The 26,881-nt window shown below is 62.4% G+C and carries 21 protein-coding genes and 1 tRNA gene; 9 read left to right on the forward strand and 13 right to left on the reverse strand.

What is annotated here, in order from left to right:
* The coding region (locus ACT6QH_RS04560) for a beta strand repeat-containing protein (protein WP_444973632.1) at window positions 1-1,842 on the forward strand (1,842 nt) is incomplete at its 5' end.
* A 403-nt stretch (window positions 1,843-2,245) separates the two neighbouring features.
* Here the strand turns inward: ACT6QH_RS04560 and ACT6QH_RS04565 are convergent.
* Window positions 2,246-2,319: transfer RNA gene (locus ACT6QH_RS04565), tRNA-Gly, on the reverse strand.
* A 237-nt stretch (window positions 2,320-2,556) separates the two neighbouring features.
* On the opposite strand from ACT6QH_RS04565, the gene ACT6QH_RS04570 reads away from it, so the two are divergent.
* The 5 genes from ACT6QH_RS04570 to ACT6QH_RS04590 all read left to right on the forward strand — a co-directional run bounded on the left by ACT6QH_RS04570 (window position 2,557) and on the right by ACT6QH_RS04590 (window position 9,723).
* Window positions 2,557-3,453 carry a TIGR01459 family HAD-type hydrolase gene (locus tag ACT6QH_RS04570; protein WP_444973633.1) on the forward strand — a complete coding sequence of 299 codons (897 nt, stop codon included), beginning with the start codon at window positions 2,557-2,559 and terminating at the stop codon, window positions 3,451-3,453.
* Window positions 3,454-3,755: 302 nt separating this feature from the next.
* Window positions 3,756-4,706, forward strand: coding sequence for a bifunctional riboflavin kinase/FAD synthetase (locus ACT6QH_RS04575; protein ID WP_444973634.1), 951 nt, complete (start codon window positions 3,756-3,758; stop codon window positions 4,704-4,706).
* 138 nt (window positions 4,707-4,844) lie between these two features.
* Entirely contained in the window at window positions 4,845-6,059 is a 1,215-nt protein-coding gene (locus ACT6QH_RS04580) for an aminotransferase class I/II-fold pyridoxal phosphate-dependent enzyme (RefSeq protein ID WP_444973635.1), read from the forward strand.
* A gap of 13 nt (window positions 6,060-6,072) precedes the next feature.
* Window positions 6,073-8,577, forward strand: coding sequence for a DNA translocase FtsK (locus tag ACT6QH_RS04585; protein WP_444973636.1), 2,505 nt, complete (start codon window positions 6,073-6,075; stop codon window positions 8,575-8,577).
* Between the two features lie 159 nt (window positions 8,578-8,736).
* A complete protein-coding gene (locus ACT6QH_RS04590; RefSeq protein ID WP_444973637.1) occupies window positions 8,737-9,723 on the forward strand; it encodes a LolA family protein in 987 nt (328 codons plus the stop codon).
* Between the two features lie 54 nt (window positions 9,724-9,777).
* Here ACT6QH_RS04590 and ACT6QH_RS04595 read toward each other — a convergent pair whose 3' ends face one another.
* Complete coding sequence (locus tag ACT6QH_RS04595; protein WP_444973638.1) at window positions 9,778-10,521, reverse strand: SDR family oxidoreductase; 744 nt, start codon at window positions 10,519-10,521, stop codon at window positions 9,778-9,780.
* A gap of 107 nt (window positions 10,522-10,628) precedes the next feature.
* Here ACT6QH_RS04595 and ACT6QH_RS04600 point away from each other — a divergent pair, with 107 nt between their 5' ends.
* Both ACT6QH_RS04600 and ACT6QH_RS04605 read left to right on the forward strand, forming a co-directional pair.
* Window positions 10,629-11,522, forward strand: coding sequence for a LysR family transcriptional regulator (locus ACT6QH_RS04600; protein WP_444973790.1), 894 nt, complete (start codon window positions 10,629-10,631; stop codon window positions 11,520-11,522).
* Between the two features lie 119 nt (window positions 11,523-11,641).
* Window positions 11,642-12,463 carry an exodeoxyribonuclease III gene (locus ACT6QH_RS04605; protein WP_444973639.1) on the forward strand — a complete coding sequence of 274 codons (822 nt, stop codon included), beginning with the start codon at window positions 11,642-11,644 and terminating at the stop codon, window positions 12,461-12,463.
* Between the two features lie 71 nt (window positions 12,464-12,534).
* On the opposite strand, the gene ACT6QH_RS04610 is transcribed toward ACT6QH_RS04605, so the two are convergent.
* Both ACT6QH_RS04610 and ACT6QH_RS04615 read right to left on the reverse strand, forming a co-directional pair.
* Window positions 12,535-13,035, reverse strand: a complete 501-nt coding sequence (locus tag ACT6QH_RS04610) for a cyclic nucleotide-binding domain-containing protein (protein WP_444973640.1) — start codon at window positions 13,033-13,035, stop codon at window positions 12,535-12,537.
* 54 nt (window positions 13,036-13,089) lie between these two features.
* Window positions 13,090-13,776 carry a response regulator transcription factor gene (locus tag ACT6QH_RS04615; protein WP_444973641.1) on the reverse strand — a complete coding sequence of 229 codons (687 nt, stop codon included), beginning with the start codon at window positions 13,774-13,776 and terminating at the stop codon, window positions 13,090-13,092.
* 132 nt (window positions 13,777-13,908) lie between these two features.
* Between ACT6QH_RS04615 and ACT6QH_RS04620 the strand changes: the two genes are divergently transcribed.
* The gene (locus ACT6QH_RS04620; protein ID WP_444973642.1) at window positions 13,909-14,436 is read left to right on the forward strand and encodes a L,D-transpeptidase family protein; all 528 of its coding nucleotides are present in this window, start codon (window positions 13,909-13,911) and stop codon (window positions 14,434-14,436) included.
* 23 nt (window positions 14,437-14,459) lie between these two features.
* Here the strand turns inward: ACT6QH_RS04620 and ACT6QH_RS04625 are convergent, their stop codons facing one another.
* From ACT6QH_RS04625 to hisD, 9 genes are all read right to left on the reverse strand, one after another.
* Entirely contained in the window at window positions 14,460-15,614 is a 1,155-nt protein-coding gene (locus tag ACT6QH_RS04625) for an ABC transporter permease (protein WP_444973643.1), read from the reverse strand.
* On the reverse strand, window positions 15,611-16,591 hold the full coding sequence (locus ACT6QH_RS04630; protein WP_444973644.1) for an ABC transporter ATP-binding protein: 981 nt from the start codon (window positions 16,589-16,591) through the stop codon (window positions 15,611-15,613). Before ACT6QH_RS04630 ends, ACT6QH_RS04625 begins: the two co-directional genes overlap by 4 nt.
* On the reverse strand, window positions 16,588-17,571 hold the full coding sequence (locus ACT6QH_RS04635) for an HlyD family secretion protein (protein WP_444973645.1): 984 nt from the start codon (window positions 17,569-17,571) through the stop codon (window positions 16,588-16,590). The genes ACT6QH_RS04630 and ACT6QH_RS04635 overlap by 4 nt, the downstream gene beginning before the upstream one ends.
* Before the next feature lie 530 nt (window positions 17,572-18,101).
* Window positions 18,102-21,284 (reverse strand): efflux RND transporter permease subunit, encoded by a 3,183-nt coding sequence (locus tag ACT6QH_RS04640; RefSeq protein WP_444973646.1) that lies wholly within the window; start codon window positions 21,282-21,284, stop codon window positions 18,102-18,104.
* A gap of 10 nt (window positions 21,285-21,294) precedes the next feature.
* Window positions 21,295-22,614 carry an efflux RND transporter periplasmic adaptor subunit gene (locus ACT6QH_RS04645; RefSeq protein ID WP_444973647.1) on the reverse strand — a complete coding sequence of 440 codons (1,320 nt, stop codon included), beginning with the start codon at window positions 22,612-22,614 and terminating at the stop codon, window positions 21,295-21,297.
* Between the two features lie 148 nt (window positions 22,615-22,762).
* The gene (murJ, locus tag ACT6QH_RS04650; protein ID WP_444973648.1) at window positions 22,763-24,313 is read right to left on the reverse strand and encodes a murein biosynthesis integral membrane protein MurJ; all 1,551 of its coding nucleotides are present in this window, start codon (window positions 24,311-24,313) and stop codon (window positions 22,763-22,765) included.
* 209 nt (window positions 24,314-24,522) lie between these two features.
* A complete protein-coding gene (locus ACT6QH_RS04655; RefSeq protein WP_444973649.1) occupies window positions 24,523-24,996 on the reverse strand; it encodes an arsenate-mycothiol transferase ArsC in 474 nt (157 codons plus the stop codon).
* A 4-nt stretch (window positions 24,997-25,000) separates the two neighbouring features.
* Window positions 25,001-25,483: a UPF0262 family protein gene (locus tag ACT6QH_RS04660; RefSeq protein ID WP_444973650.1), complete on the reverse strand. Its 483-nt coding sequence runs from the start codon at window positions 25,481-25,483 to the stop codon at window positions 25,001-25,003.
* Window positions 25,484-25,485: 2 nt separating this feature from the next.
* Window positions 25,486-26,790, reverse strand: a complete 1,305-nt coding sequence (gene hisD, locus ACT6QH_RS04665) for a histidinol dehydrogenase (protein WP_444973651.1) — start codon at window positions 26,788-26,790, stop codon at window positions 25,486-25,488.
* Window positions 26,791-26,881: the final 91 nt, after the last annotated feature.

Consider the following 26,881-nt stretch of genomic DNA (forward strand, 5'->3'; position numbering starts at 1 on the left):
AAGACCGTCAACGTCAATGGCCCGCTCGCTCAGGGTCTTGAAGTTGACTATGATGGTGAGAAGCGCGCTGACCTGACGCTCAACGTCTCCGCCAATATCGGCAATGTCGGTAACGGCTCCAGCGTGCGCGTGCTCGAGGCCACCTCTCTGGCCGTGCAGTTCCAGGGTGCCTCCATCCTGAACTCCAGCATCCAGGTTGACGAAGACACCACCCAGACCGTTTCCATCGTGAACCAGTCTGTGGGTGATGCCGTGGTCAACGGTGACGGTTCCTTCCGCGACACCGCGATCGAAGATGGCGACGCCATCCGCACTCTCACCATCGCGACCGAAAACTCCGGTGACCTCACCGTGGGTGACGTATTCGTGGATGCCCTTGCCAACGCCAACAGCCTTCAGACCCTGAACGTGTCTGCGGCTTCCAACGGCGACATCCTGCTCGGCCTGATCGGCAATCGCCGCGGTGGTGAAGCTAACGATCTCGAGACGGTTTCCATCCAGGCTGCCGACTACGCCAATATCGCCTCCTTCGGTATCGACGCGGACGAGACTGATGGCGCCGGCAACAATGCGGCTGATATCTCCCGCATTGACGTTGTTGGTGGCGCGGAAACCCGCATCGGGCTGCTCGGCGCTGGGAATGATCTGCAGCTAGTCATGAATAGTCATGCTAACGTGCTTGGTACCGAGACCGCCACCGCCGGCCATAACTGGCTGCAGGCTGGCTCTGTTGGCGCCATGAACATCACCACTGCCGGTGAAGTTGTGGGTGGTGTCTTCGAATTTGCCTTCCAGCCGGATGGTCAGGGTTCGCTCTCCACCGTACATGAGTTCCTCAGCCTGGTTGGCCTTGATCTGGAAGCTCCTTCCACTGGCACCCTCAATGTCAGCGGCACGGGTTCCGTGAACGGCTTCTTCTTCGAAGACGAAGTGGTGAAGACCCTCGACGCTTCCGGTCTGGCTGGCGGTGACGCCGGCACGGTGACGACGGATGGCTTCGCGGCTTATCTCGGTGCCGATGTCGCCGGCGAGCTTGGTGTTGACACCGGTCGCGACTACGGCTTTGCCGTGCTGACCACGGAAGATGCCTCCTCCGGCTTCACCGTTCTCGGCTCTCAGGACGCGAACTATGTGGTCGGCACCAACTCCGACGACAGCCTGACGGGTGCCTCGCTCAGCGATCTGCTCATCGGTAATGCCGGCAATGACGCCCTCATCGGTGACGCTGGTGACGATATCATCTTCGGTGACAACACCGGTGCTGAACTGGCTGAACTGCCTGAAGGTGTTTCGTTCGGCAACGACACCATTGATGGTGGCGCTGGCAACGACATCATCATCGGTGGCGGTCAGGCTGCTGGCGGTCAGGACACCATGATGGGTGGCACGGGCGATGACGCCTTCGTCTTCCGTCTGGGCGAAGACTTCACCGGCCTGAACAGCGAAACCGGCAAGTCTTCGGTGGGTGCTGAAGTGTCTAACGACATCATCACCGACTTCGGCAACGGCAACGATGTTCTCGTGTTCGACGTTGATGCACCGAACGATTCCACCATTTACCTGTATAATGGTGCGAATTGGCAGCAGGTTAGCGGCACTATCGGTGCAGCGGGTAATGTGATCCTCCGTCAGGGCACCTATGCGGATGGCGGCGAAGGTACCTTCGTGGTCGACGCCAATGGTTCCGACTATCAGGTTCTCCTGATGAACGAAGGCGCGGACTTCGGCGCAGGTGATGGCAACGGCCAGAACCTGTTCAATGACGCCGATCACGAGATCGCCCTGCTCGGCGCGGCTGACGGTTCGGGTTCGCTCTCTGAAGGCAACTTCGTCTTCGTCTGATCCTCGCGGGTCACAAGACCAGACAATATGGACCCCGGCGCTATCCGCGCCGGGGTCTTTTTGCATCAGAACGTGTGGTGAACTGCTGCCGGCTTTCAGGGCATTTGGTGGGGCGCGCAGGGCGAATCACAGCCTGGCCAGCTGGCATTCCGCACAATCTCTGGAATATGGGTGCACGGGCTGGCTGAATAGCTGAAGCTGATGATGCGGGTGCAGAACTGAACGACATGCGTTCAGCAATTGGCCATTCTCAGGCTTCAACCACAGTTCACTATGTGTCTGACCGTCTTGGAAAGAGACGGAACGCGGCGGAGCTGGGCCAGTTCGTCGGAACAAACAGCAACGGAAATGTGGGTATGCGTCGTTCAATCACGAACACAAGCTATTCGCATCGTTCGCGAATTGGAGCGGGTGAAGGGAATCGAACCCTCGTATGCAGCTTGGGAAGCTGCCGTTCTACCATTGAACTACACCCGCATCTGGGGGCACCATAGCCAAGCTGCCCCCCTGCCAGCAAGAAAAATGCGCGCCGCCCGGCTGCTATCGCCCTCTCCTGTGCACAACCCTTTCTGCCCATGAGGCGAGCCAGACGCCTGCTCCGCCCCCAGAGCCTGCGCCCGGTTTTCGGGCTTGAGCTTGCCTGCCGCGCATGAGACATGAAGCCCAGAGACAAGCCCCTGTGTGCAACACCGCACCTTCTAGGAGAGCAAAGACATGGCTGATGGCAGCGGCGCACCCGCCCGCCCCGAGGCTCCTCCCGTCATTTCCGGTCTGTCGGCCTTCGCGGAAGATTATGATGTGATCCTCTGCGATGTGTGGGGTGTGGTGCACAATGGCCTTGCGGCCTTCGCCGCCGCCTGTGATGCACTGGAAAAAGTGCGCGCGGCTGGTGGCCATGTCATTCTGGTCTCCAATGCCCCGCGGCCCAGCCGCCATGTCGCTACCATACTGGACCAGCTCGGTGCCTCGCGCACAGCTTATGATACCATCGTGACATCCGGCGATGTCACCCATTTGCTGCTGGCGGCGCAGCCCGGCGCGCAAGTGTACCATCTGGGGCCAGACCGGGATCTGGGCCTGTATGAGGGGCTGGATCTCACTCTCGCCCCGCTTGAAGCCGCACAAACCGTGGTCTGCACCGGCCTGTTCGATGACACCTGCGAAACGGCGGATGATTATCAGCCCATGCTGCAACAGATGAGGCTGCGCAACATGCCCTTCATCTGCGCCAACCCGGATATTGTGGTGGAGCGGGGAGCGCAGCTCATCTATTGCGCCGGCGCCATCGCCGAGGCTTATGATGCCTTGGGCGGGCAAGCAGTCTATTGCGGCAAACCCCATGCGCCCATCTATGAAATCGCCATGAAGAAGGCCGAAGAATTGCGCGGTCGCCCGGTGGAGCGCACTCGCGTTCTGGGCATTGGCGATGCCCTGCGTACTGATATTACCGGCGCATCCCGAGCCGGGCTCGACAGCCTGTTTATTGCCGGCGGCATCCATGCGGCAGAACTGAATGCGGAAGATGGCGCTGCGCCGGATCTTCAGGCCCTGTCCCATCTTTTCCAGGGCCAGCCCCAGCCTCGCGGTGTGATGACGCGCCTCTCCTGGTAATGGGCCTGCTTCCAATGCGCCCCCTCTCCGGCTTGACGCATACGGGAAAGGGCGCGCATAGAGCGTCTGACATGTGAAATGGGCGGTCGCGCTGCGCATTGTGTGGAAGCCACCACCCATTCCACATTCATCCGGCCATTCCTGGCCTTCGGAGCGTAGCTGTACCAGCCTGCATGGCCCCGCCGCCGTGCAAACCGGGCGCAGAACACGCTCTCTTCAACCCTCGTTGAGAGGGCGATCCTCCGGGGCTGAGTGTCCGGGGCGGATCGCGCTCAAGCAGATCACTGCCGGATCATACCGCGATGATGCCTTCACCCGCCCCCGCCTTTCAGGAACTGTACGGGCCTGCTCCCCTGCCGGCAGAGCTGGCCCATCCGGTGCTGGCCATTGGCAATTTCGACGGGGTCCATCGGGGGCACCAGGCGGTATTCGAGGCCGCGAAATCCATGGCCAATGCGGTTGGTGCCAAGGCTCTGGCCCTGACGTTCGAACCGCACCCCCGCAGTTTTTTCAGCCCCGAAACCGCCCCTTTCCGCCTCACGCCGGAGGCCGAAAAGCTGCATCGCATCCGCGAGGCGGGCCTTGCCGGGGCCATCGTACTGCCCTTTGACAAGGCGCTGGCCACCATGGAAGCCGAGGATTTCGTGCGCGATATTCTGGTGGCGCGCTATCAGATCCGCGGCATTGCTGTGGGGTTTGATTTTCACTTCGGCAAGGCCCGCGCCGGTTCACCCGCCTTTTTGCAAGAGGCTGGCCAACGCTATGGCTTCGAAGTGAAAGTGGTGGAAGCATTGCGGGATGAGGGTGATCCCATCTCCTCCAGCGCTATTCGCCGGGCGCTGGCCTCCGGGCAGGTCGGCCATGCCACCCATATGCTGGGCCGCCCCTTCAGCGTAAGCGCCGAGGTGCGCCATGGCGAAAAACGCGGGCGCACCATCGGCTTTCCCACCGCCAATCTTTCTCTGGAAAACGGGCTGGAGCTGGCCTTCGGCATTTATGCGGTGCACGTCACCACCGCGCAGGGGCAGTTTAATGGCGTGGCCAATTATGGCCGTCGCCCCACCTTCGATAATGGCGCTGCCCTGCTCGAGGTGAATATCTTCGATTTCTCCGGCGATCTGTACGGCCAGACCCTGCATGTGGATTTCATCGCCTGGCTGCGACCGGAACTGAAGTTTGACGGAGTGGATGCCCTCGTTGCCCAGATCCGCGAAGATGCCCGCCACGCCCGCGAGCTGCTGGAAAAGAGCTGAAAGCCAAGCGCACGGAACCGCACCGAAACGCACGACAGAAAAGCGACCCCGCTCACCACTTTTGCAAGTTGAGTTAGCCACACCTTAACCGACGTCACGGCACAATTCACGCCAATCGTTCAGTCAAGGCTGTGTCTCTTGTCCGCATCCCCTACTGCACCGGCGCGTGATGATGAGCGCCGTTCCCCCTTCGTCCGCCTCTCCGCCCTGCTGGCGGGGAATGAGCCCGGCCGCGCGCCGCTCAGCGCCGCCGTGGGCGAGCCGCAACATGCCATGCCGGGTTTCGCAGGCGCAGTTCTGGCGGAGAATATCGCCAGCTTCAGTCGCTACCCTCGTGCGGAAGGCACCCCCACTTTTCGGGGCGCGGTCGCACGCTGGCTGCAACGCCGTTTCAACCTGCCCCGCCCGGTCGATCCCGAAAGCGAGGTGCTGGCGCTCAATGGCTCGCGCGAAGGTCTGTTCTCGGCCGCGCTGGTCGCCCGCCGCCTGCTATCGCACAAGGCGCGGCCGGTCATGCTGCTGCCCAATCCCTTCTATGCCGCCTATGCTGCGGGTGCCGAAGCTGCCGGCTGCGAAGCCATGGTGCTGCCCACCACCCGTGGCAGCGGCTGGCTGCCGGACCTTGACGCCCTGACACCCGAATTGCTGGAGCGTACGGTGGCGATCTATCTCGCCTCACCGGCCAATCCCCAGGGAGCCGTGGCCTCTCGCGCCTATCTCAGCCGACTGCTGGAGCTGGTCCGCCAGCACGATGCCTATCTGTTTTCCGATGAATGCTATTCGGAAATCTATCTGGGTGAAGAGGCCCCTACCGGCATTCTCGAAGTGGCGGGGCCGGATTATGCCCGCGCCATCGCCTTCAACTCCCTCTCCAAGCGCTCCTCCCTGCCGGGGCTGCGCGCCGGATTCTGCGCGGGTGATCCAGAATTTCTGAAGGCTTTTCTCGCCTTCCGCTGGGTAGCCGCCCCGCAGGTGCCGGAGCCCCTGCAAGCCGTGGCCGCAGCCGCACTGGATGATGAGGCCCATGTGGAGCATTCGCGCGCCCTGTATCGCGCAAAGTTCGATCTGGCCGACCGCATCCTTGAAGGGCGCTTCGGTTATGAGCGCCCTGGCGGCGGTTTCTTCCTGTGGCTGGATGTGTCGCATCTGGCCACAGCCGAATGCACAGGCGGCGAGGCCGCAGCACTGAAGCTGTGGCGCGAGCAGGGCCTGCGGACCGTGCCGGGGGGCTATCTCGCCCGGCAGGACCTGACCGGCGCCAACCCCTGCCAGAACTGGCTGCGCGTGGCTCTGGTGCATGATCTTCCCACCAGCGAAGAGGTGCTGAACCGCCTCGTCGCGGCACTGGACTGAAGGAGAGCCGCCCATGGCACGCCGCATGCCCGTGGACGCCGTGATGCATTCGCACCTGCAACCGCAGCGCTCGCGTTTTGACTTCATCCCCGAAGGGGTGCGCCAGGCGGTGCGGCGGCGCAGCCGGCAGATTGCCGGTCTCGCCATGATAGCAGCCGGCCTGCTGATGCTGGCCGCGCTGGCGACATGGTCGGCCTCCGATCCCAGTTTTTCCAATGCCACGGATTCGCAGGTCCATAATCTTCTGGGCCGGCCCGGCGCCATTCTGGCGGATCTGCTGATGCAGCTTTTCGGGCTGGCCTCGCTCGCTTTGGTGCTGCCACTGCTCTATTGGGGCTGGCGACTGGTGACTCACCGGCCCTTCGCCCATGAAAGGCTGCGCCTGACCGCATGGGGGGCCGGCCTGCTGGGGGCCTGCGCCTTTCTGGGCGCATTACCGCATCTGGGCACCTGGCCCACCCCCACCGGCCTTGGCGGGGCGATTGGCGATATGTTCCTGCGGCTGGCCGCCATATTCTCCGCAGACACACCCAACTTCATCGAACGTCTGGTCACCGGCATTGTCGGCGGCGTCATTGGTGCGACGGGCCTGTTTCTGGCCATGGCCGGCGGTCGTCGCAAACCCCTCAGCGCTTCCAGCACCGAATGGGATGAAGACGACGCCGATGAGGATGAAGAGGATGACAATACCGCTGTCTCCCTGGGGGCGCTCACCCATACGCTCCTGATGCTCAAAGCCCGGCTGACAGGCGCGGGCCTGCTGCATGGCCGCCGGCGCAAGGGGCAGAACAAGGGCGCAGCCAGCGCCCGCCAGGACAGAACGGAGCGTGCATCATCCGGCCGTGTCGAGCCCAATCTTGGCGGGGCGCGCCCCAGCCCTGTGGAGGCGGCCGCTCTCGCCTTCAGTGATGATGAGGCTCTGACCGGCGACACCCCGGCAGATGAAGACCGGGAGGATGGCCCCCTGCGCCGCCGCAAGGCCGGCCGCACAGGCGCACGCATGTCTGGCCGCTACCGCTTCCCCAGCCTGGATCTGCTGACCCCTCCACCGGCCAAGAGTGCCCCGGCCCTGAGCCCCGAAGCCCTCCGGGAATCCGCCGAACTGCTGCACAGCACGCTGGAGGATTTCGGCGTGCGTGGCGAGATTGGTGAAGTGCATCCCGGCCCTGTCGTGACCCTTTATGAGCTGGAGCCCGCGCCGGGCATCAAATCCAGCCGTGTCATCGGCCTGGCGGATGATATCGCCCGCTCCATGAGCGCGATTTCCGCCCGCGTGGCGGTGGTGCCGGGGCGCAATGTCATCGGCATTGAACTACCCAACCCGAAGCGCGACAAGGTGTTGCTGCGCGACCTTCTGGCCACGCGGGATTTCACAGATTCCGGGCAGAAGCTCGCCATCACTCTGGGCAAGACCATTGATGGCGAGCCCAAGATCGTCGATCTGGCCCGCATGCCGCATCTGCTGGTGGCCGGCACTACCGGCTCCGGCAAATCGGTGGCCATCAACACCATGATCCTCTCCCTGCTCTACCGCATGAAGCCGGAAGAATGCCGCTTCATCATGGTGGACCCGAAGATGCTGGAACTCTCCGTCTATAACGGCATTCCGCACCTTCTCACCCCCGTTGTCACCGACCCGAAAAAGGCCGTGGTGGCGCTGAAATGGGCGGTGCGGGAGATGGAAGACCGCTACAAGAAGATGTCCAAGCTCGGCGTGCGCAACATTGACGGCTTCAATGCCCGAGTACGCGATGCCGCCGAGCGCGGCGAAACCATGTCACGCACGGTGCAGACCGGCTTTGACCATGAAACCGGGGAAGCCATTTACGAGCGGGAGGAAATGAACCTCACCGCCCTGCCCTATATTGTCATCGTGGTGGATGAAATGGCCGACCTGATGATGGTGGCCGGAAAGGAAATCGAGGCTGCCATCCAGCGTCTGGCGCAGATGGCGCGTGCGGCCGGCATCCATCTCATCATGGCGACCCAGCGCCCCTCGGTGGATGTGGTGACGGGCACCATCAAGGCCAATTTCCCCACCCGCATCTCGTTCCAGGTTTCCAGCAAGATCGACAGCCGCACCATTCTGGGTGAACAGGGTGCAGAACAGCTTCTGGGCCAGGGCGACATGCTTTATATGGCCGGCGGCGGGCGCACCACCCGCGTGCATGGCCCCTTTGTCTCGGATGAAGAGGTGGAGGATGTGGTGGCGCATCTGAAGATGCAGGGTGTCCCGGCCTATCTGGATGACATCACCGCCATGGATGAGAACGAGGATGACAGCGCCCCCTTCGACAAGGGCAGCTTCGGCTCCGACAGCTCGGATCTTTACGATCAGGCTCTGGCCATTGTGATGCGGGATCGCAAATGTTCCACATCCTATATCCAGCGCCGGCTGCAAATCGGCTATAATCGTGCCGCCTCACTGGTGGAGCGCATGGAGGATGAAGGCGTCATCAGCCCACCAAACCATGCCGGCAAGCGGGAAATCCTGCTCTCCGATGAAGCCGCTGAATAGATGAGAGGGGTGGCATCCGCCCCTTTTCATTCCTGTGCACCTGCCCCATATGGTGCACCACAATCACAGGATCGCCATAGGCTTGCCTTAGGAAACACCGCGACCCTCACCAGCGAGTGCCCCACCACCGTGTCCTGCCTCCGAGCCCGAGAGCCCAAGATGATGCCGCACCGCCCGCGCGACTGGCGCGCCCTGAACGGCAGGCTGTTTCTCGCCCTGACTCTGGCAGGCAGCCTGCTGCTGTCTGCCAGCCCCAAGGTGCAGGCCCAGGATTTTCTCACCAATACGCTCGACAAGATCTTCAAGCCGCAAAGCCAGCAACCTGCCCAGCCGGACTGGCAAGCCAACCCGGAACCGGGCGGGCCGGCGGGGCAGCCCGCCCCCGTCCAGCCCATACCCGGTCATGCGCCGCCACAGCAGGGCGACGCCTTCTCTCCCGGTTTTCTGGGCATGGGCGGTGGCACCGCGCCGGAACAGGCGCAGGCCCCCGGATATGCCGCCCCCCTGCCCTCGCCGAACCCGCTGGCCCGCAGTGGCGCGCCCGCACCCGCGCAGACTGCCACCGCCCCCTCCGCCCCCGTGCAGGACAGCGGACCAACAGAGGATGGCCGCGCCACCCTCACCACGGTCCAGCGCATCAATGATTATTACAACTCCGTCCAGTCCATGACCGGCACCTTCACGCAGGTGGACCCGGACGGCACCCGCCGCACCGGTGATTTCTACATGCAGAAGCCCGGCCGCGTGCGTTTTCAGTATGATGCGCCGAGCCCGATGGAGTTGATCTCCAACGGCCAGTCGGTCGCGGTACGTGATCGCAACCTCAATACGCAGGACATCACACCCCTGAGCCAAACCCCACTGCGCTTCCTGCTGGCCAAGCATGTGGACCTGCTGCGCGATCCCCATGTGGTGGATATCGTGCAGGATGAGCGCTACGTCACCATCGTGATGGAGCAGAAGGTGCCGATGATGGGCACTTATCGTCTCCTGCTGATGTTCGACCCGAAATCGGGCGCGCTGAAACAATGGATCGTCACCGATCCTCAGGGCTACAACACTCAGGTGATCCTCACCGCGTTCAAACCCAACACCAATCCGGACCCACGCCTGTTCGTCATCAATTTCCAGCGTTTCCTGCGCTGATCCGGCAGGCCGCATATGGTTGATGCGGGGCCATGGAGGCCCCGCATCCCGTTTTCAGATCACGCCACCATTCACGCGCAGCACCTGGCCATTGACCCATGCGCCATCCGGCCCCGCCAGAAAGGCGACCGCCGCTGCGATATCCTCCGGCTCTCCCAGCCGCTCCAGTGGAGATTGGCGCGCCAGGCCAGCCACAACCTCCTCCGGCTTGCCATCCAGAAACAGTTCGGTCGCGGTAGGGCCGGGTGCAACGGCGTTGACGCTGATGGACCGGCCACGCAATTCCCGAGCCAGCACCTGTGTCATGGCCTCCACGCCCGCCTTGGTAGCGGCATAGACCCCGTAACTGGGCAGATACAGCCCCACAAGGCTGCTGGACATGCTGATGATGCGCCCACCCGCGCGCACCCGCCGCGCGCCTTCGCGCATGCCGTTGAACACCCCCTTCAGATTGGTGGCGATATGCTCATCGAACATGTCATCGCTCGCATCCCGCAACGGGGCCTGTTGCAGAATGCCGGCATTGTTCACCAGCACATCCACCCCTCCGAATGCCTGTTCTGCGGCATCGAACAGCCCCGCCACATGCTCGGCCCGGCTGACATCCCCGCGCACCGCCATGGCCTTGCGGCCGGTGGCGCCCAGCTCCGCCGCCAGCGTCTCGGCCTTTTGGCGGGAGCCGACATAATTGATAACGAGATGAAAGCCATCCGCCGCCAGCCTGCGGGCGATCGCGGCACCTATGCCCCGCGCACCACCCGTAACGATGGCCACCTGCGCATCCATCTTCCGCTCCATGCTCTTTCTCCTGTCCCGGTCTGAAGCAGAGCTGAAGATGGGCCTTCCCCACATGCGGATAATGAGGCAAATTCCGCCATCATTATCCGAACTATCCGAACAGAATGATGGATCGACTGGAGACCATGCGCATCTTCACCCATGTGGTGGAATTGCGCAGTTTCACCCGTGCTGCGGAAAATCTCGGCCTGCCGCGCTCTACGGTCTCCGATGCCGTGCGCCGGCTGGAGGCGCGCCTTGGGGTGCAGCTGCTGCAACGCACGACACGTCATGTCCGCCCCACCCCCGATGGCGACCTGCACTATCAGCGCTGCCTGGCCATTCTTGCCGATGTGGAAGAGGCGGAGAATGCCTTCTCCGGCTCGCAACCCAAGGGCATGGTGCGCGTGGAAATGCAGGGCTCTCTGGCCCGGTTCTTCATTCTGCCCCGGCTCCCGGCCTTTCTGGCCCGCTATCCAAATATGGACCTGCGCCTCAGCGAGGGAGACCGCTGGGTGGACCCGGTGCGGGAAGGCATGGATTGCGTGCTGCGCGTGGGCGCACTGCCGGACAGCGACATGATCGCCCGCCGTGTGGCGATGCTGGAGGAGACGACCCTCGCCTCTCCCCTCTATCTGGCCTGCCATGGCACACCCCGGCACCCCGATGATCTGACCAATGGGCATGAAATGGTTGGATTTCATTCCACTGCGACGGGGGGCGTTCTGCCTCTGGAGTTCATGGTTCGCGGTGAGACCCGCACCATCAGCCTGCCCACCCGGCTGACCGTCACGGCCGCAGAAAGCTATATGGCGGCGGCCGAACAAGGCCTCGGGCTGGTTCAGGTTCCGCGCTATCATGCCCTTGAGGCACTGGAACAGGGCCGCCTGAAGCCGGTTCTGGCCGAGTTTCCGCCCTCTCCCACCCCGGTCTTTCTGCTGCATCCACGGGGCCGGCAGCTTGCCCCGCGCGTGCGTATCTTCATGGATTGGGTGAGCCAGCAATTGGCCTCACAGGCATAAGGGCCAGCGGCGCGGCCTCTTGCCTGCCCTCTGCCTTCCACCCTTGCCTTCCACCCTTGCCCCCATCCGCCTCACAGGGTAAGCGAAAGGCTCCCTTTTCCCAACAGCGCGGCCCTGCCTTGTCTCTCACCGTCTGCACCTGGAACATCAATTCCGTCCGCATCCGCCTAGACCTCGTTCAGGCTGCAGTGGACGCCCTGAAGCCGGATATTCTATGCTTGCAGGAAACCAAGTGTCAGGATGACAAGTTTCCTCTCAAGGCGCTGCGAGGCATGGGCTTTGACCATATCGCCCTGAATGGCCAGAAGGGCTGGCATGGGGTGGCAACCCTGTCGCGCCACCCGTTCACTCAGGTGGAAAAGGGCGATTTCTGCGAAAAGGGCGAAGCGCGCCATCTCTCGGTGACGCTCGGTACCGAGGCCGGGCTGGACAAGCCACTGACCGTGCACAATTTCTATGTGCCCGCGGGAGGCGATGAGCCGGATGTGGAGATCAACCCCAAATTCGCCCACAAGCTGGCCTTTCTCGACCGCATGACCCAAAGCCCCGCGCTGTTGGCCGATGCTTCCGCACAGGATCATTATGCAGTTCTGGTGGGAGACCTGAACATCGCCCCGCTGGAGGCTGATGTGTGGAGCCACAAGCAGCTTCTGAAAGTGGTGAGCCACACGCCCATTGAGGTGGAAAAGCTCAATGGCGCACAAAATGCTGGCGGCTGGGTGGATACCATGCGCCGTTTCGTGCCCCCTCAGGACAAGCTCTTCACCTGGTGGAGTTACCGCTCCCGCGATTTCCGCGCCAGTGATCGCGGCCGTCGGCTGGACCATGTGTGGGCCAACCCGGCGCTGGCCACCCAGGCGCGCGCCATGACGGTGCTGAAAGATGCCCGTGGCTGGGAAAAGCCCTCCGACCATGTGCCCGTGGCCGTGACCTTCGGCTGACAGGATCACGCCGCGAAGCATTCATGGGATGGCAAGGCCCAAGCCCCGCTCCAGCTTACCCCCGCTCCGGCTTACCCCCGGCGCGGCAGGGGGCGACGGGCCGATGACCGGGGCATGGGGCGCGAACGCTCCAGTTCCGCACGCACGTCACCGAGTGCACCCATGGTCTCTTCCAGCCGGCTGGTCATGGCCCGCCGCAGCTTCTGCGCAGACTGGGGCGCGCTTTCCAGCACCTTGATGAACAGGGCGCGCGGCACATGAAACAGGCGGGTCTCTTCAGCCGCCACCGCCGTGGCAGGACGCTTCGTTTCCAGAAGCAGAGCCGTTTCGCCAATCAGAGCGCCGGGCTCCACAGTGCGCAGAAACGGGCCAGACGGCCCCGCACCATCCTGTAGCAGAATGGCGCCAGAGGCCACCACATAGCCGCCATCGGCCGCCTCACCCGCCTGAAACAGCACCGTACCGGCCGGAACATGCAGCTCTTCCACGCCGCAGGCCAACTGCCCCAGAGCCAGCCCATCCAGCACCGAGAAGGTGGAAATAGCGCGCAACAGCGCAAAGGTCTCGTCCACGCTCAGCAGCCTTCCTGTTTCATCTCATTTGTCTTCATGCGCCACCCGCGCGCCTCACGGCACCAGCCTGTAGCCACCCGCCTGCGTTTCCAGGAGGCTGGGATTGGCCGGGTCCGGCTCGATTTTCTGGCGCAGGCGGTAGATGTGCGTTTCCAGCGTGTGTGTCGTCACACCCGAATTGTAGCCCCACACCTCTTGCAGCAGCGTTTCACGCGGCACCGGCGTTTGCCCGGCCCGGTAAAGGAAGCGCAGAATGGCGGTTTCCTTCTCCGTCAGGCGGATTTTCGCGCCATGCTCGGTCATCAGCACCTTCGCGCCAGGGCGGAAGGAATAGGGGCCAATGGCGAAAACCGCATCCTCACTGGCTTCATGAGAGCGCATCTGCGCGCGCAGGCGCGCCAGCAACACCGAGAAGCGGAAGGGCTTCACAACATAGTCATTCGCCCCCGCATCCAACCCCATGATAGTGTCAGCGTCACTGTCATGGGCCGTCAGGATGACGATGGGTGCCTTGAAGCCATTGGCGCGGATCTGGCGCACAGCATCCCGCCCGTCCATATCCGGCAGGCCGATATCCATGATGACGAGATCCGCAGCGCCATTTTGCGCCGCAGCAATCGCGGCTTCTCCGGTTCCCGCCGGAATGGGCTCGAACTCTTCCTGAAGCGCCAACTGCTCGATCAGGGCATCGCGTAGTTCCGGGTCATCCTCGACCACCAGAATCTTCCACGCATTAGCCATAATACCCCTCCTGCCCCCTGAGCGGACACGCGAATCGTTCAACTACAGCATGGCATAAGACGACATAAAAATTATCCTGAAGGTGACGGCACGTAATTTGGTATTATAATACGCCGCTGCGGGGAAGAAGCTGTGGGTCTTTCACATCTCATGGTCCATCGTCGGGCCGGTCGGGCGCATCAGGGTCTGCTGCGGGCCGGGGCTCTTACCCTGCCGGTCGCCATTGGCCGCGCCGGCATATGGCCGGATAAGCGCGAGGGCGATGGCCGCAGCCCGGCCGGCACATGGCGCATTGAAAGGCTGCTTTACCGGCCGGACAGAGCCACCCGCCCGCGCACCCGCCTGCCCTGCTTTCCCCTGCACCCGCAGGATGGCTGGTGCGATGCGCCCGGCCACCGGCTCTATAACCGGCCCGTTCGCCTGCCCTTCCCCGCATCCCATGAGAAGATGTGGCGCGAGGATGCCCTTTATGATTTCGTGCTGGTGCTGGATCACAACAGCCGACCGGCGATGCAGGGGCGTGGTTCGGCTGTCTTCATCCATCTGGCCCGGCCGGGCTTTGCGGCAACAGAAGGCTGTGTGGCCCTGCGCCGGGCGGATATGCTGCGCCTGCTGGCGCGCCTTCAACCCGGCGCGCGCATCACCCTGCAACCGGGCTGAGGCTCATCACAGGCAGGGATGGATCAATCCAGTGTCTGGCGATAGCGCGCCATTGCAAGGCCCATGGCCATCAGCATCAGCACCACCAGCGCGAGAACATCCATCTGCAAATCGGCAAAACCCGCTCCCTTCAACATGACCCCGCGCACAAGACGCAGATAATGGGTCAATGGAAGCCCTTCCCCAAGGGTTTGCGCCCAATCCGGCATGCCCGCAAAGGGAAACATGAAGCCGGAGAGCAGGATGCTCGGCAAAAAGAAGGTGAAGGACATCTGCACCGCCTGAAGCTGGTTCCGCGCCAGGGTGGAGAAGGTGTAACCGATGCACAGATTGACAATAATGAACAGCAACGTCACGGCAGCCAGGAACAGCGGGCTCCCCTCCAGCGGCACCGAGAACAGCGCCATGCCGCACCCCAGAATAAGCAGGGCCTGCAACACCCCCACCATGATATAGGGCAGAACCTTGCCCAACATGATTTCCACCGGGTGGATGGGCATGGACAAGAGGCTCTCCATGGTGCCGCGCTCAAGCTCCCGCGTGACGGAAAGCGCAGTGAATACAAGCATGGTCACTGTGAGAATGGTGCCCAGAAGGCCCGGCACAATGTTGATCTGCGTATTGCCCGCCGGATTATAGCGCCGGTGCTGGATAATCTCGAACGGCGCATCGGCGCTGCCCTCCCCGCGGGTGCTCACGAAGCGCTCCCGCATCAGTGCGCTTTGCGTCACGCCCGCCAGCGCAGCCAGGGCATGGGCTGAACCGATAGGGTCTGTCGCATCTGCCGCCACCAGCAAGGCCGGCTTTTCTCCCCGCCTCAAGGCGCGTTCAAAACCAGCCGGAATTTCCACAAAGAACACCACCTCGCCGCTCCGAATGAGATGCTCGGCCTCAGCGGAACTGTCCACCTGCCGGACGAAGGAAAAGAAAGCGGTGTTATGCAAGGCGGCCAGAATGGCCCGGCTGACATCCGTATTCTCATGCACATGCACAGCCGTCGGCAAATGACGTGGCGTGGTGTTGATGGCGTAACCGAACAGCACCAGTTGCAACACCGGCGTGAGGATCATGGTGGCGAAAGTCACCCGGTCCCGCCGCAACTGGATGAACTCCTTCATCACCATGGCGCGGATGCGCCGCAGGCTGTTCATGAAGGAAGAGACCAGAGACAGGCTCATTGCATATTGTCCCGGCTCCGGTTCATCAGGTCGATGAACACATCCTCCAGCGATGAAGCCGCCCGTTTCCACAGCAGGCCCGGTGCATGGCGATATGGGGCGATGGCTGCCTCAAGGGCCGCCTCATCATGCCCGCAAACATGAAGAGCCGTACCGAAGGGCGCCACCATATTCACCCCTTCGCAAAGCTCCAGCTCGCGCGTAAGACGGGCAAGGGCCAGCCCCGCCACGCGGCTTTCCATGCCCTGCGCCGTCACTGTCCATGTCACAAGGCCGGAGCGTGATATCACCTCCTGCACCGTGCCGCGTGTCAGCAGTTTGCCATAGGCGATATAGGCGATCTCATGGCAGCGCTCGGCTTCATCCATGTAATGGGTGGAGACCAGAACCGTGAGCCCAGAAGCCGCCAGATCATGAATCTGCGTCCAGAATTCACGCCGCGCTTTCGGGTCCACCCCAGCGGTAGGCTCATCAAGAAGAAGCAGATCCGGCCCTGGCAGAATGCAGGCACACAAGGCGAGGCGCTGTTTCCACCCGCCTGAGAGCGAACCCGCCAGTTGCCCGCCGCGCCCACCCAGCCCCAGCTTTTCCAGCGTCTCCTGCGCAACCCTCTCCGGCTGCGGCACCCCGTAGAGCCGGGCGACGAAGTGCAGGTTTTCCTCGACAGTCAGATCCTCATAAAGAGAGAAACGCTGCGTCATGTAGCCCACATGCGCGCGAATGCGCCGCGCCTCGGTGCGAATATCCATGCCCAGGCAAGTGCCATGGCCGGCATCCGGGGTCAGCAGGCCGCACAACATGCGGATCGTGGTGGTTTTGCCCGATCCGTTGGGCCCGAGAAAGCCGTAGATCTGTCCCCGCTCCACCCGCATGGACAGACCATCCACCACCTTGTGACCACCGAAACTTTTGGAAAGCCCCTCAACATCAATCACCACATCCGGGGCGATACGGGCGGGTGGGGCCACCCCCCTCATATCTCATCCCCTCCGGCAAGGGAGACCGTAACGGGCTGGCCCGGCCGGGCATTGGCCGGCACATCAGGCCGCGCCTCCACCAGATAAACCAGCTTGGCGCGCTCCTCCCGGCTGTAGATGACAGGTGGAGTATATTCCGCAGTCTGCGCGATATAGCTCACCTTTGCTGTCAGCGGCGGGCAGCCATTGCAACTCACATTCACCACCATGCCGGGCTGAATGCGCGGCAAGGTTTCTTCCGGCACGAAGAAACGCACGCGAATACGCCCCGGCGGCAACAGCGAGAGAACAGGGCGACCTTCCGGCACCAGTTCACCCTCACGATAATAGACGGTCTGAATCGTGCCACCCTGTGGCGCGGTCAGTGTGCGCCAGCCCAGCCGCACCCGCGCGACATCCAGATCCGCAGCCGCAGCGGCCGCAGCTTCCCGCGCCGCCTCGATCTGTTTCTCGCGCGAGGCGATACGCGCGGCGGCGATGCGCTGGCGCACTTCATCCAGCGCCGCCTGTTTTTGTTCATACTGGTGCAAGGCGGCGTCCAGCATAGCCTGAGAGGCTGCCCCTCTGGGCACCAGATCCTTCTGGCGCTCCAGCTCAATGCGGGATAACCCCAGCGCGGCAATCGCACGGCGCTCCGAAGCTTCAAGAACGGCGATTTCTTGCGGACGCTGCAAGGGCGCCTGTGCATTTTCAAGCTGGGCCTGCGCCTGCTTCACCCGCGCTTGCGCACCCTGCATGGCCGCTTGCTGCGCTTCGGCCTCCAACCGGGCCAGACGCGCGCCGGCCTTCACCGTCTGCCCTTCTTCGACGACCGGCTCCACCACCCGGCCGGGCTCGATGGGGCCTATGAAGAGCAAATCTCCTTCAACATAACCGGAGAACTGGCCCCTCTCCCCATCATCACATGCGGCCAGAAGCGGCAGCAAGGCAAGCAGACCGACCAGATGGCGAATGGGCTTGCTTCCAAACACTAAGCGCATACAGGCCCGCATCATGTCTCCCCCCCCCGGATCGTTGCATTTCGACATATCGTCTTCAAAGCCCGCACCTTCCGCGGCGCCCCTGCGGAACAGGTTCACAGCGCCTCTTCAAGTGCGTGACGCACATGCAGTGATGAATGAAAAGAGCCAGAGCCGCGAGAACAGGGCAGAACAACGCCCTCATCTCACGAAAAAGTAACAACCGATTCGCAATGGATAGAAATGAAGTCAAATGGAGTCTTTATTCCAGATCCGGGAGATCTGGACACTATACACACCCGCATGTCGTAACCAGAAAATCCCAGAAATACACCCGACTTATCTGCTTTTCTCTACTCGCCATCACTGCAATCAGGACCAGCCTCTACATGAGCTACAGGTCAGTCATGTGACAAAGCCAAAACAGAGGCCAATCTTTTCATATCAATGGCAACGGGAAGGGAAGATTGGGGCCAGACAAACAAAAGGCCCCGCACAATGGCGGGGCCTTCTTTCTTGAACCGGGCCATTCCTGGCTGGCCCGCTCCTGTTCATTCAGCCGGGGGAGCATATTGCGGCGGCGGTGGCGGAAGCTTCCTTCGTCCCCCACCCAGATTGCCCAGCCAACGGCAGAACACATAGAAGACAGGCGTGAACACCAGACCAAACAGCGTCACGCCAATCATGCCCGCGAACACAGCCGTACCCAGCGCCTGACGCAGCTCCGCACCCGCGCCCGTGGCCCACACCAGCGGCACCACGCCGAGAATGAAGGCCATGGAGGTCATGATGATGGGGCGCAAACGCAGACGCGCCGCTTCCACCGAGGCTTCCCGCGTGCCATGCCCTTCATCCTCGAGCTGCTTGGCGAACTCGACGATGAGAATGGCGTTCTTCGCGGCCAGACCAATAAGCACGATGAAGCCCACCTGCGTGAGAATGTTGTTGTCCATTCCCCGCATGTTCACGCCCAGCAAGGCCGCCACCAGACACATGGGCACAATGAGAATGACCGCCAGCGGCAAGGTCAGGCTCTCATATTGCGCCGCCAGCACCAGAAACACGAACACCACACCCAGCACGAAGGCGAAAATAGCGGTGTTTCCTGCCTGTTGCTGCTGATAGGCCAACCCGGTCCATTCATAGGCGAAGCCCTGCGGCAGCACCTGCGCGGCAAGCTGCTCCATAATGTTCATCGCCTGCCCCTGCGAATAACCGGGAGCGGGCGAGCCATCCAGCTCGGCGGCGGGGTACAGATTGTAACGCGCCACACGATAGGGGCCGGAAATATCGCGAATGGTGGAGAAGGAGCCCAACGGCACCGTCTCACCCGTCGCGGAACGCACGCGGATGGCCAGAATATCCTTCGGGTCAAGCCGGAAGGGGGCATCCGCCTGCGCCTGCACCCGGAAGGTGCGGCCGAACATATTGAAGTCGTTCACATAGGTCGAGCCGATGAAGGTTTGCAGGGCTGCAAACACATCCGCCGTATTGATCTGGAGCAACTGCGCCTTGGCGCGGTCAATATCCAGATAGATCTGCGGCGTCGAGGTCTCGAACAGGGAGTAGACCTGCATCAGCCCCGGCGTCTGGGCGGCTGCGCCCATCATGCCATAGGTCGCATTGCGCAAGGCGAGGAAGCCCGCGCCATCACGATCCTGCACCATCATGCGGAAACCTGCGGCATTGCCGATGCCCTGCACGGGCGGCGGCTGCACCACGATCATCTGTGCTTCCTCAATGGAGGAAAGCTTGCCCATCAGAGCCTTCTGGATGGCTTCCGCGGTCTGATCCGCATGGCCAGTGCGCTTGGAGAAAGGCTCCAGAATGACGAACATGGCACCGGCATTCGGGGCATTGGTAAAGGTGGCACCCGAGAAACCGACAATATTGACGATATGGCCCACGCCGGGCGTGCCCATCACCAGATCACCGGCGCGCGTCATCACGTCCTCGGTGCGCTGCATGGCAGCCCCCGGCGGCAGTTGCGAGGCGACGATCAGATAGCCACGATCCTGCATGGGAATGAAGCCCTGCGGCGTGGAGGTGAAGATCCACCCGCCAAAGGCAAACAGGCCGGCATAGAGCACCAGCATCAGCGCCACACCGCGCACCAGCCGGGCGGTGAGCCAGGCATAACCGTTGCCCAGCCCCTCAAACATGCGGTTGAAACCGTTGAAGAAGGCTGTGAACGGCCGGGCGTACCAGGCCGGCCTCTGGTGGCCTTCCTTGTGTGGCTTCAGCAGCAGGGCGCACATGGCCGGAGACAGGGTGAGCGACACCAGCAGCGAGATCAGCGTGGAACCTGCAATGGTCAACGCAAACTGCTGGTAAAAGGCCCCCGAAATACCGGTAATGAAAGCGGTGGGAATAAACACCGAAGACAGCACCAGCGAGATGGAGACCAGCGCACTGCCCACTTCATCCATGGTCTTGTAGGCGGCATCACGCGGGGAGAGCCCGGCCGCGATGTTACGCTCCACATTCTCCACCACCACGATGGCATCATCCACCACGATGCCGATGGCCAGAACCAGCCCGAACAGGGAAAGATTGTTCAGCGAGAAGCCGAACAGACTCATGACGAAGAAGGTGCCAACCAGCGAGATCGGAATGGCGAGAATGGGGATGACAGCCGCCCGCCAGCTTTGCAGGAACAGCACCACCACCAGCACCACCAGAATGATGGCCTCAATGATGGTATGCACCACCGCATCCACGGACTGCGAGATGAACTCCGTCGGGTTGTAATAGGTCCCGTAGGCCATACCCTCGGGGAAGTTCTTCTCCATGCGCTTCATCTCTTCGAGCACGGCATTGCCGGTATCGAGCGCATTGGAGCCAGGCCGCTGGAACACGCCCAGCGCCACGGATGTCTGGCCATCCAGGAAGGAGGTGGAGGAATAATCCTGCGCGGAAATTTCCACACGCCCCACATCTTTCAGTCGCACCAGCGCATCGCCAGTCTGCTTGATGACGATATTGCGGAACTCATCCGGGTCGGTCAGGCGGCCCAGTGTGCGCACGGCAATCTGGAAGGCGCGCTGCTGCGGCACCGGCGGGGCGTTCAGCACACCGGAGGCCACCTGCACATTCTGCGCCTTCAGGGCCTGCACCACATCGGTCGAAGTCAGATTAAGCTGGGACAGCCGGTTGGGATCCAGCCAGATCTGCATGGCGTAATCGCGTGAGCCAAACACGGTGATGGAGCCCACGCCATCAATACGCGACAGCACATCCTTGATCTGGATGTTGGCATAGTTGGACAGGAACAGCGCATCCCGCGAATTGTCCGGCGAGAACAGGTTCACCACCATCAAAATGTCCGGGGAGGACTTGGCGGTGATAACGCCGACCTGCTGCACTTCCGCCGGCAGGCGTGGCTCGGCGATGGCGACGCGGTTCTGCACCTGCACCTGGGCCGTATCCAGATCCGTCCCCAGATCGAAGGTCACCGAAATGGTGAAGCGCCCGTCGGCCGTGGAATTGGACGAGATGTAGAGCATGCGCTCCACACCATTGATCTGCTGTTCGATGGGCGCGACAACCGTATCGGAGACCACCTCGGCCGAGGCGCCCGGATACTGGCCGCTAACGGTGATGACCGGCGGGGCGATTTCAGGATACTGCGCCACCGGCAGGCTGAAATAGGCCACCGCACCCAGAATGATAAGCACGGTGGAGACGACCGACGCGAAGATCGGCCGGTCAATAAAGAAGTGAGAAAAGCGCATATCGCCCCCCTCACTTGCCGGATGCGGCGTTATCAGACGCAGGCTTGTCCTGATCTGGCGCTGTCGCGGGCTCCTGCTCGACGGGCTCCTGCTCGGCACGAGGCCTGGCGGGCGCGGCAGGCGCGGCCTCCATGTGCGGGTCCACTGTCACACCCGGACGCACCCGCATCAGGCCATTCACAACGACCGTATCCTGTGGCGAAAGCCCGTTCTCGACCACCCGCAGATCATTACCCGCCTGTGCGCCGGGAACGATGAAGCGCTGGGCGACCTTGTTATCCGGCCCCACCACATAAACGAACTTCTTGACCTGCTCAGTGCCAATGGCGCTGTCCGGGATCACCACCGCCTCATAAGGCTCGGACGAATCCAGCCGGATGCGGGCGAACATGCCGGGGCGGAACAGGCCATCCTTGTTCTCGAATTCGGCACGCATGCGAATGGTGCCCGTGTCGCGGTCAATCACATTGTTCAGGAAGTCCAGCTTGCCGGTATGCACGAAGCCGTCATCATCAATCAGCTTCAGCTTCACCACATCACCGGCCACCCCTGCCCCGCCCTTGCGGCGCGTGAGCTTGAGGAAAGAGGCCTCGTCCATAGTGAATTCAAAGCGGATCGGATCAATGGAAACGATCACAGCCAGCAGGGTGGGAGAACCACTGGTGCCGCCGGTGACATAGTTACCCACGGACACCCGCCGGTCGCCGATCTGCCCGGAGACCGGCGCGCGCACTTCCGTGAAGTCCAGATCAAGCTGGGCTGCGCGCATCTGCGCTTCCTGCGAGTTCACCGTCGCAGTGGCTGTGCGCTCGGCCTGGGTGCGCTGATCGAAGGTTTGCCTGGAAATGGCGGTAGAGTTGCGATCCTTCAGCAACTCGGTTGCACGGGCCAGGTCGGCCTTGGTGAAATCCAGATTGGCCTTGGCCTGATCCAGATTGGCCTTGGCCTGATCCAGCGCGATCTCGAACGGGCGCTGGTCGATAGTGAAAAGCAGGTCACCCTGCTTCACCATCTGGCCATCGGTGAAGTGAATGGAATCCAGATAACCGGACACACGGGCGCGGACATTGACTTCATCCACGGCGATGAAACGGCCGACATATTCGTCATAGTCCGTCACGGTCTGGGTGCCGGGATGGGCGACCGTCACTTTGGGTGCCGGGGGCGGCCCCTGTGTGGTCTCCGCCTCGCCGCAGGCCGCCAGAGGCAGCAGAAGGGCAAGGGCGACCACAGGCAGCCGGCCGGAAAAGGGGCGCGCGAAAAACGGGCTGCCGGACAGCAACCCTCTGGAAAAACGGGACTTGGAAGACAAGCGCTTGATATGCGTCATCGAATCCGGCTCCTGACGGATGTCAGCCATCCGTGAATGATGTGGAGAAGGTTCGGCACCTCCCGCAACCGATGAGCCGAAACCGGAATGGGCAGACCGGATAGCACAGCCTGCCGCATTGCAAAACCCCTGAAAGATTGGAAGACCTTCAGACTGGCTGCTGCGGTGCGCGACGCCCCATCACGCCCGCAAGGAAAGAACGCCCGAGAAAAACAAGAACGCAACAGGCATAAACGATAGCCCCCCCGACGACAACAACCGCAAGGATCACCTCTTCACGGCCCCACATCGTGGCTGGCAACACATGGCGCGCCCCCTGCTCCAGCCCGAAAAGCGCGCCAGCCACCACCAGCAGCACCACGCCCAGCCGCAGCAAATGGCGCAGCAAGGGTGCATCCCCCACCGGGTAGCCGAAGCGACGGGCAAAAACGATCAGCAGCGTCAGGTTCACCCATGTGCCCACGGCTGTCGCGAAAGCCAGCCCCACCTGCGCCAGATGCCCCATCAGCGCAATTTTCAGTACCAGATTGAAGCTGAGCGCCAGCAGCGAGGCGATCATCGGCGTGCGGGTGTCGCTGCGGGCGTGGAAGGGGGCGATGAAGGCCCGCACCAGCACCACGGAAAGCAGACCCAGCCCATAGGCCTGAAGTGTGTCGGCCGCTGCGGCGGCATCAGCAGCTGTAAAGGCCCCGCGTGCAAACAGCGCCTGCATCAGCAGATCCGGCACCACCATAACGGCGGCGGCGAAGGGAATAGAAAGCAGAATGGCCAGTTCCACCGCCCGCGCCTGCGCATACGCCGCGCCGGCCTCATCTCCATTGGCAATGCGGCGCGACATGTCCGGCAGCAGCACCGTGCCCACAGCAATACCCACCACACCGATGGGCAACTGATAGAGCCGGTCAGCATAATAGAGCGCAGACAAGGCCCCCGACGGCAGGAAGGAGGCGATGATCGTATCAGCGAAAGCCGCGATCTGCGCACCGGCCGCCCCGATGATGGCCGGCCCCAAAGCCTTCAGAAAACGCTTCGTACCCGGATCCATCCGCGGCCGGCCCAGACGTACGCCAATCCCAGCACGCTCGGCATCCGCCCCCACCATCAGCACCTGCAACACGCCGGCAATGAGCACCCCCCAGGCCGCCGCATGCCCCGCGCTGGGAAACAGGCCCGCCGCCAGCAGGGTTCCAATCATGGAGAGATTGAGCAGAACGGGGGCCGCTGCGGGCACGGCGAAGCGCTCACACGCATTCAGCGTGCCCGACATGAGCGTGACCAGCGAAATCAGCGCCAGATAGGGAAAGGTGATCCGGGTAAGTGAAACCGCCAGATCAAAACGGAAAGGATCATCCGAAAGACCGGGCGCCAACAGCCCGACAAATTGTGGCGTGAAGCCCAATGCCAGCGCAAGCAGCACAATATGCGCAAGCAGCATGGCGGTAAGAATTTCATTGGCGAATGTTTTCGCCACCGACAGCCCATTCTGTTCCTTCAGCCGGGCATAGGTGGGAATGAAGGCCGCATTGAAGGCCCCCTCCGCAAAAATGGCGCGGAAATGGTTGGGCAGGCGGAAGGCCACCAGAAAGGCATCTGCCACCGGCCCGCCCCCCAGCACGGCCGCCATCACCACATCACGAAAAAAGCCCGCAATGCGCGAGAGCAGGGTGAAACCGCCGACGGAGAGGATGTTGCGGAACATGGAAGCCGATTGCGCCCTGAAACCCGGCCATGCCGGAAACTACGAATGAAGATGCGCAAATATGCGCCCTTGCGGCCGGGCCCATGAACAGGCGGGGCCTGTGCATATGCCACGAACCGTTCAACCCCACATCATGCCCGGTCAGACGGCCCCGACAGAGCCAGCATGATATGGTACGCGTTAAAAAATCGCCCCAGCCCCCGGCTGTTTCAGGCTGGCCGGAAACGATCGCGGATCTGCTGCTCCAGCTCATCGCGCACCGCGCGATAGGCTTCAAGCCGCTGTTCACGGTTGCCATTTTCCGTCGTCGGGTCGGGTGTCGGCCAGTATTCCACATCCAGCGCATTGGTGCGGGTGAGCTCCAGCGCCCGGTGATGCGCGCTTGGAGCCAGGGAAATCACCAGATCGAAACCCAGCCCCTCATATTCTTCCAATTCTTCCAGGCTGCGCGGGCGATGCCTGCTCACATCCAGCCCAATCTCATCCATCACCGCCGTGACGAAAGGATCCTGCTCTCCGGGAATGACCCCGGCTGAGCTGACATAGATGGATTTGCCGAACATATGCCTCGTCATGGCCGAGGCCATTACCGAACGCACGGAATTGTGCCCGCACAGAAACAGAACCGATTGCGGCCGTGCCGCACGCCCCGACATGAGCGCAGGTTCGGCGACGGACGCCATGCGTTCAGCCCTTCCAATGCAGCGCGCAAATCAGCGTGAAGAGACGCCGGGCGGTATCGAAATCAATCTCGACCTTGCCTTTCAGGCGTTCCCGCAGCAGCTCAGACCCATCATTATGCGCCCCCCGCCGCCCCATGTCGATCGCCTCGATCTGGCTGGGGGACGAGGTACGGATGGCCGCATAATAGCTTTCGCAGATCAGGAAATAATCCTTCACCACCTTGCGGAAGGGCGTGAGGGAGAGGTGGTGCTGCACCACCGGCTCCCCATTCTCGCGCTTGATGTCCAGCACGAGGCGGTTGTCCATCAGCGAGATATGGAGATGGTAGGGCCCCTCTTCCGGGTCGCCGCAGGGTACGAAGCTGTTATCCTCGATCAGGTCCCAGATGGCAGTGGCGCGCTCATGCTCGATATCCGAGCCGGCATGCCCGATTGAGGCCTCATCAAGGGTCACTTCGCTCAACCGCGCGGGCGACTTCTGTGGCATCTCTACATCCCTTCTCCTGCATTGGTGCGGATGGAAACAGAGCGCCCATGCGCATCCAGCCCCTCCACACCGGCGAGGCACACTGCGGCCGGGCCCAGCTTGTTAAGCGCATCCGCCGTGAGCTTCAGGATTGACGTCCGCTTCATGAAATCGAGCACAGAAAGACCCGAAGAGAAGCGCGCCGAACGGGCGGTGGGCAACACATGGTTGGAGCCGCCCACATAATCGCCAATGGCCTCGGGCGTGAACCGCCCGATGAAGATGGCCCCGGCATGGCGGATGCGATCCACCATGGCCTCGGCGTCCTTGATCTCGATTTCGAGATGCTCAGGCGCGATGCGGTTCACCAGTTCCGGCGCCTCATCGAATGTCCGCACCTTGATGAGCGCCCCATGGTCGCGCCAGGAAGCCGATGCAATTTCGGTGCGCGGCAGGGTGGCCAGCATGCTCTCCACGGCCTGTTCCACACGGGCCAGAAGATCAGCACTGTCACTCACCAGAATGGACTGGGCGGCCTTGTCATGCTCGGCCTGGGCCAGAAGATCAGCGGCGACCCAATCCGCATTGGCATCTTCATCGGCCACGATGAGCACCTCGGAGGGGCCCGCCACCATATCAATGCCCACCTGCCCGAAGACCTGACGCTTGGCCTGGGCCACATAGGCATTTCCGGGTCCGACAATCTTGTCCACCGGGCGAATGGTTTCGGTGCCATAGGCCAGCGCGGCCACGGCCTGCGCCCCGCCCACGCGATAGACCTCATCCACCCCAGCCAGCCGCGCCGCAGCCAGCACCAGCGGGGCAATCTTGCCATCCGGGGCGGGCACAACCATCACCATGCGCTGAACGCCGGCAACCTTGGCCGGCACCGCATTCATCAACACCGTAGAGGGATAGGCCGCCGTGCCGCCGGGCACATAAAGGCCCACCGCATCAACAGCCGTCCAGCGATGACCCAGCTCCACGCCGGCGGCATCGGTGTAGCGATCATCCGCCGGCTTCTGGCGGGCATGATGCGATTCGATCCGCCCCTTGGCGAATTCCAGCGCGGCGCGGGTCTTGGGGTCGATGGAGGCCAGCGCGGCATCCAGTTCGGCCTCGCTCACCCGCAGGCCAAGCGCATCGAGATCCACCCGGTCAAAGGTACGGGAGAGTTCCACCAGCGCCTTGTCGCCACGCGCACGTACATCCGCGATGATGGCGGCGACCTGCTGCTGCACATCCACGGCGGATTCACGCTTGGAGCCGAGAAACTCGGTGAAGCGGGCGGAGAAATCGGGCTGTTCGGTATCAAGATGAATGGGCATGATGGCCTTGCTAGATCAGGTTTGCCGTGGAGGGAAGCCCTGCTTGCGCACAACATGCAGGAAGCGATGCCAGAGTGCGTGGGTACGGCGC

This window comes from Haloleucobacter albus (assembly GCF_052492075.1).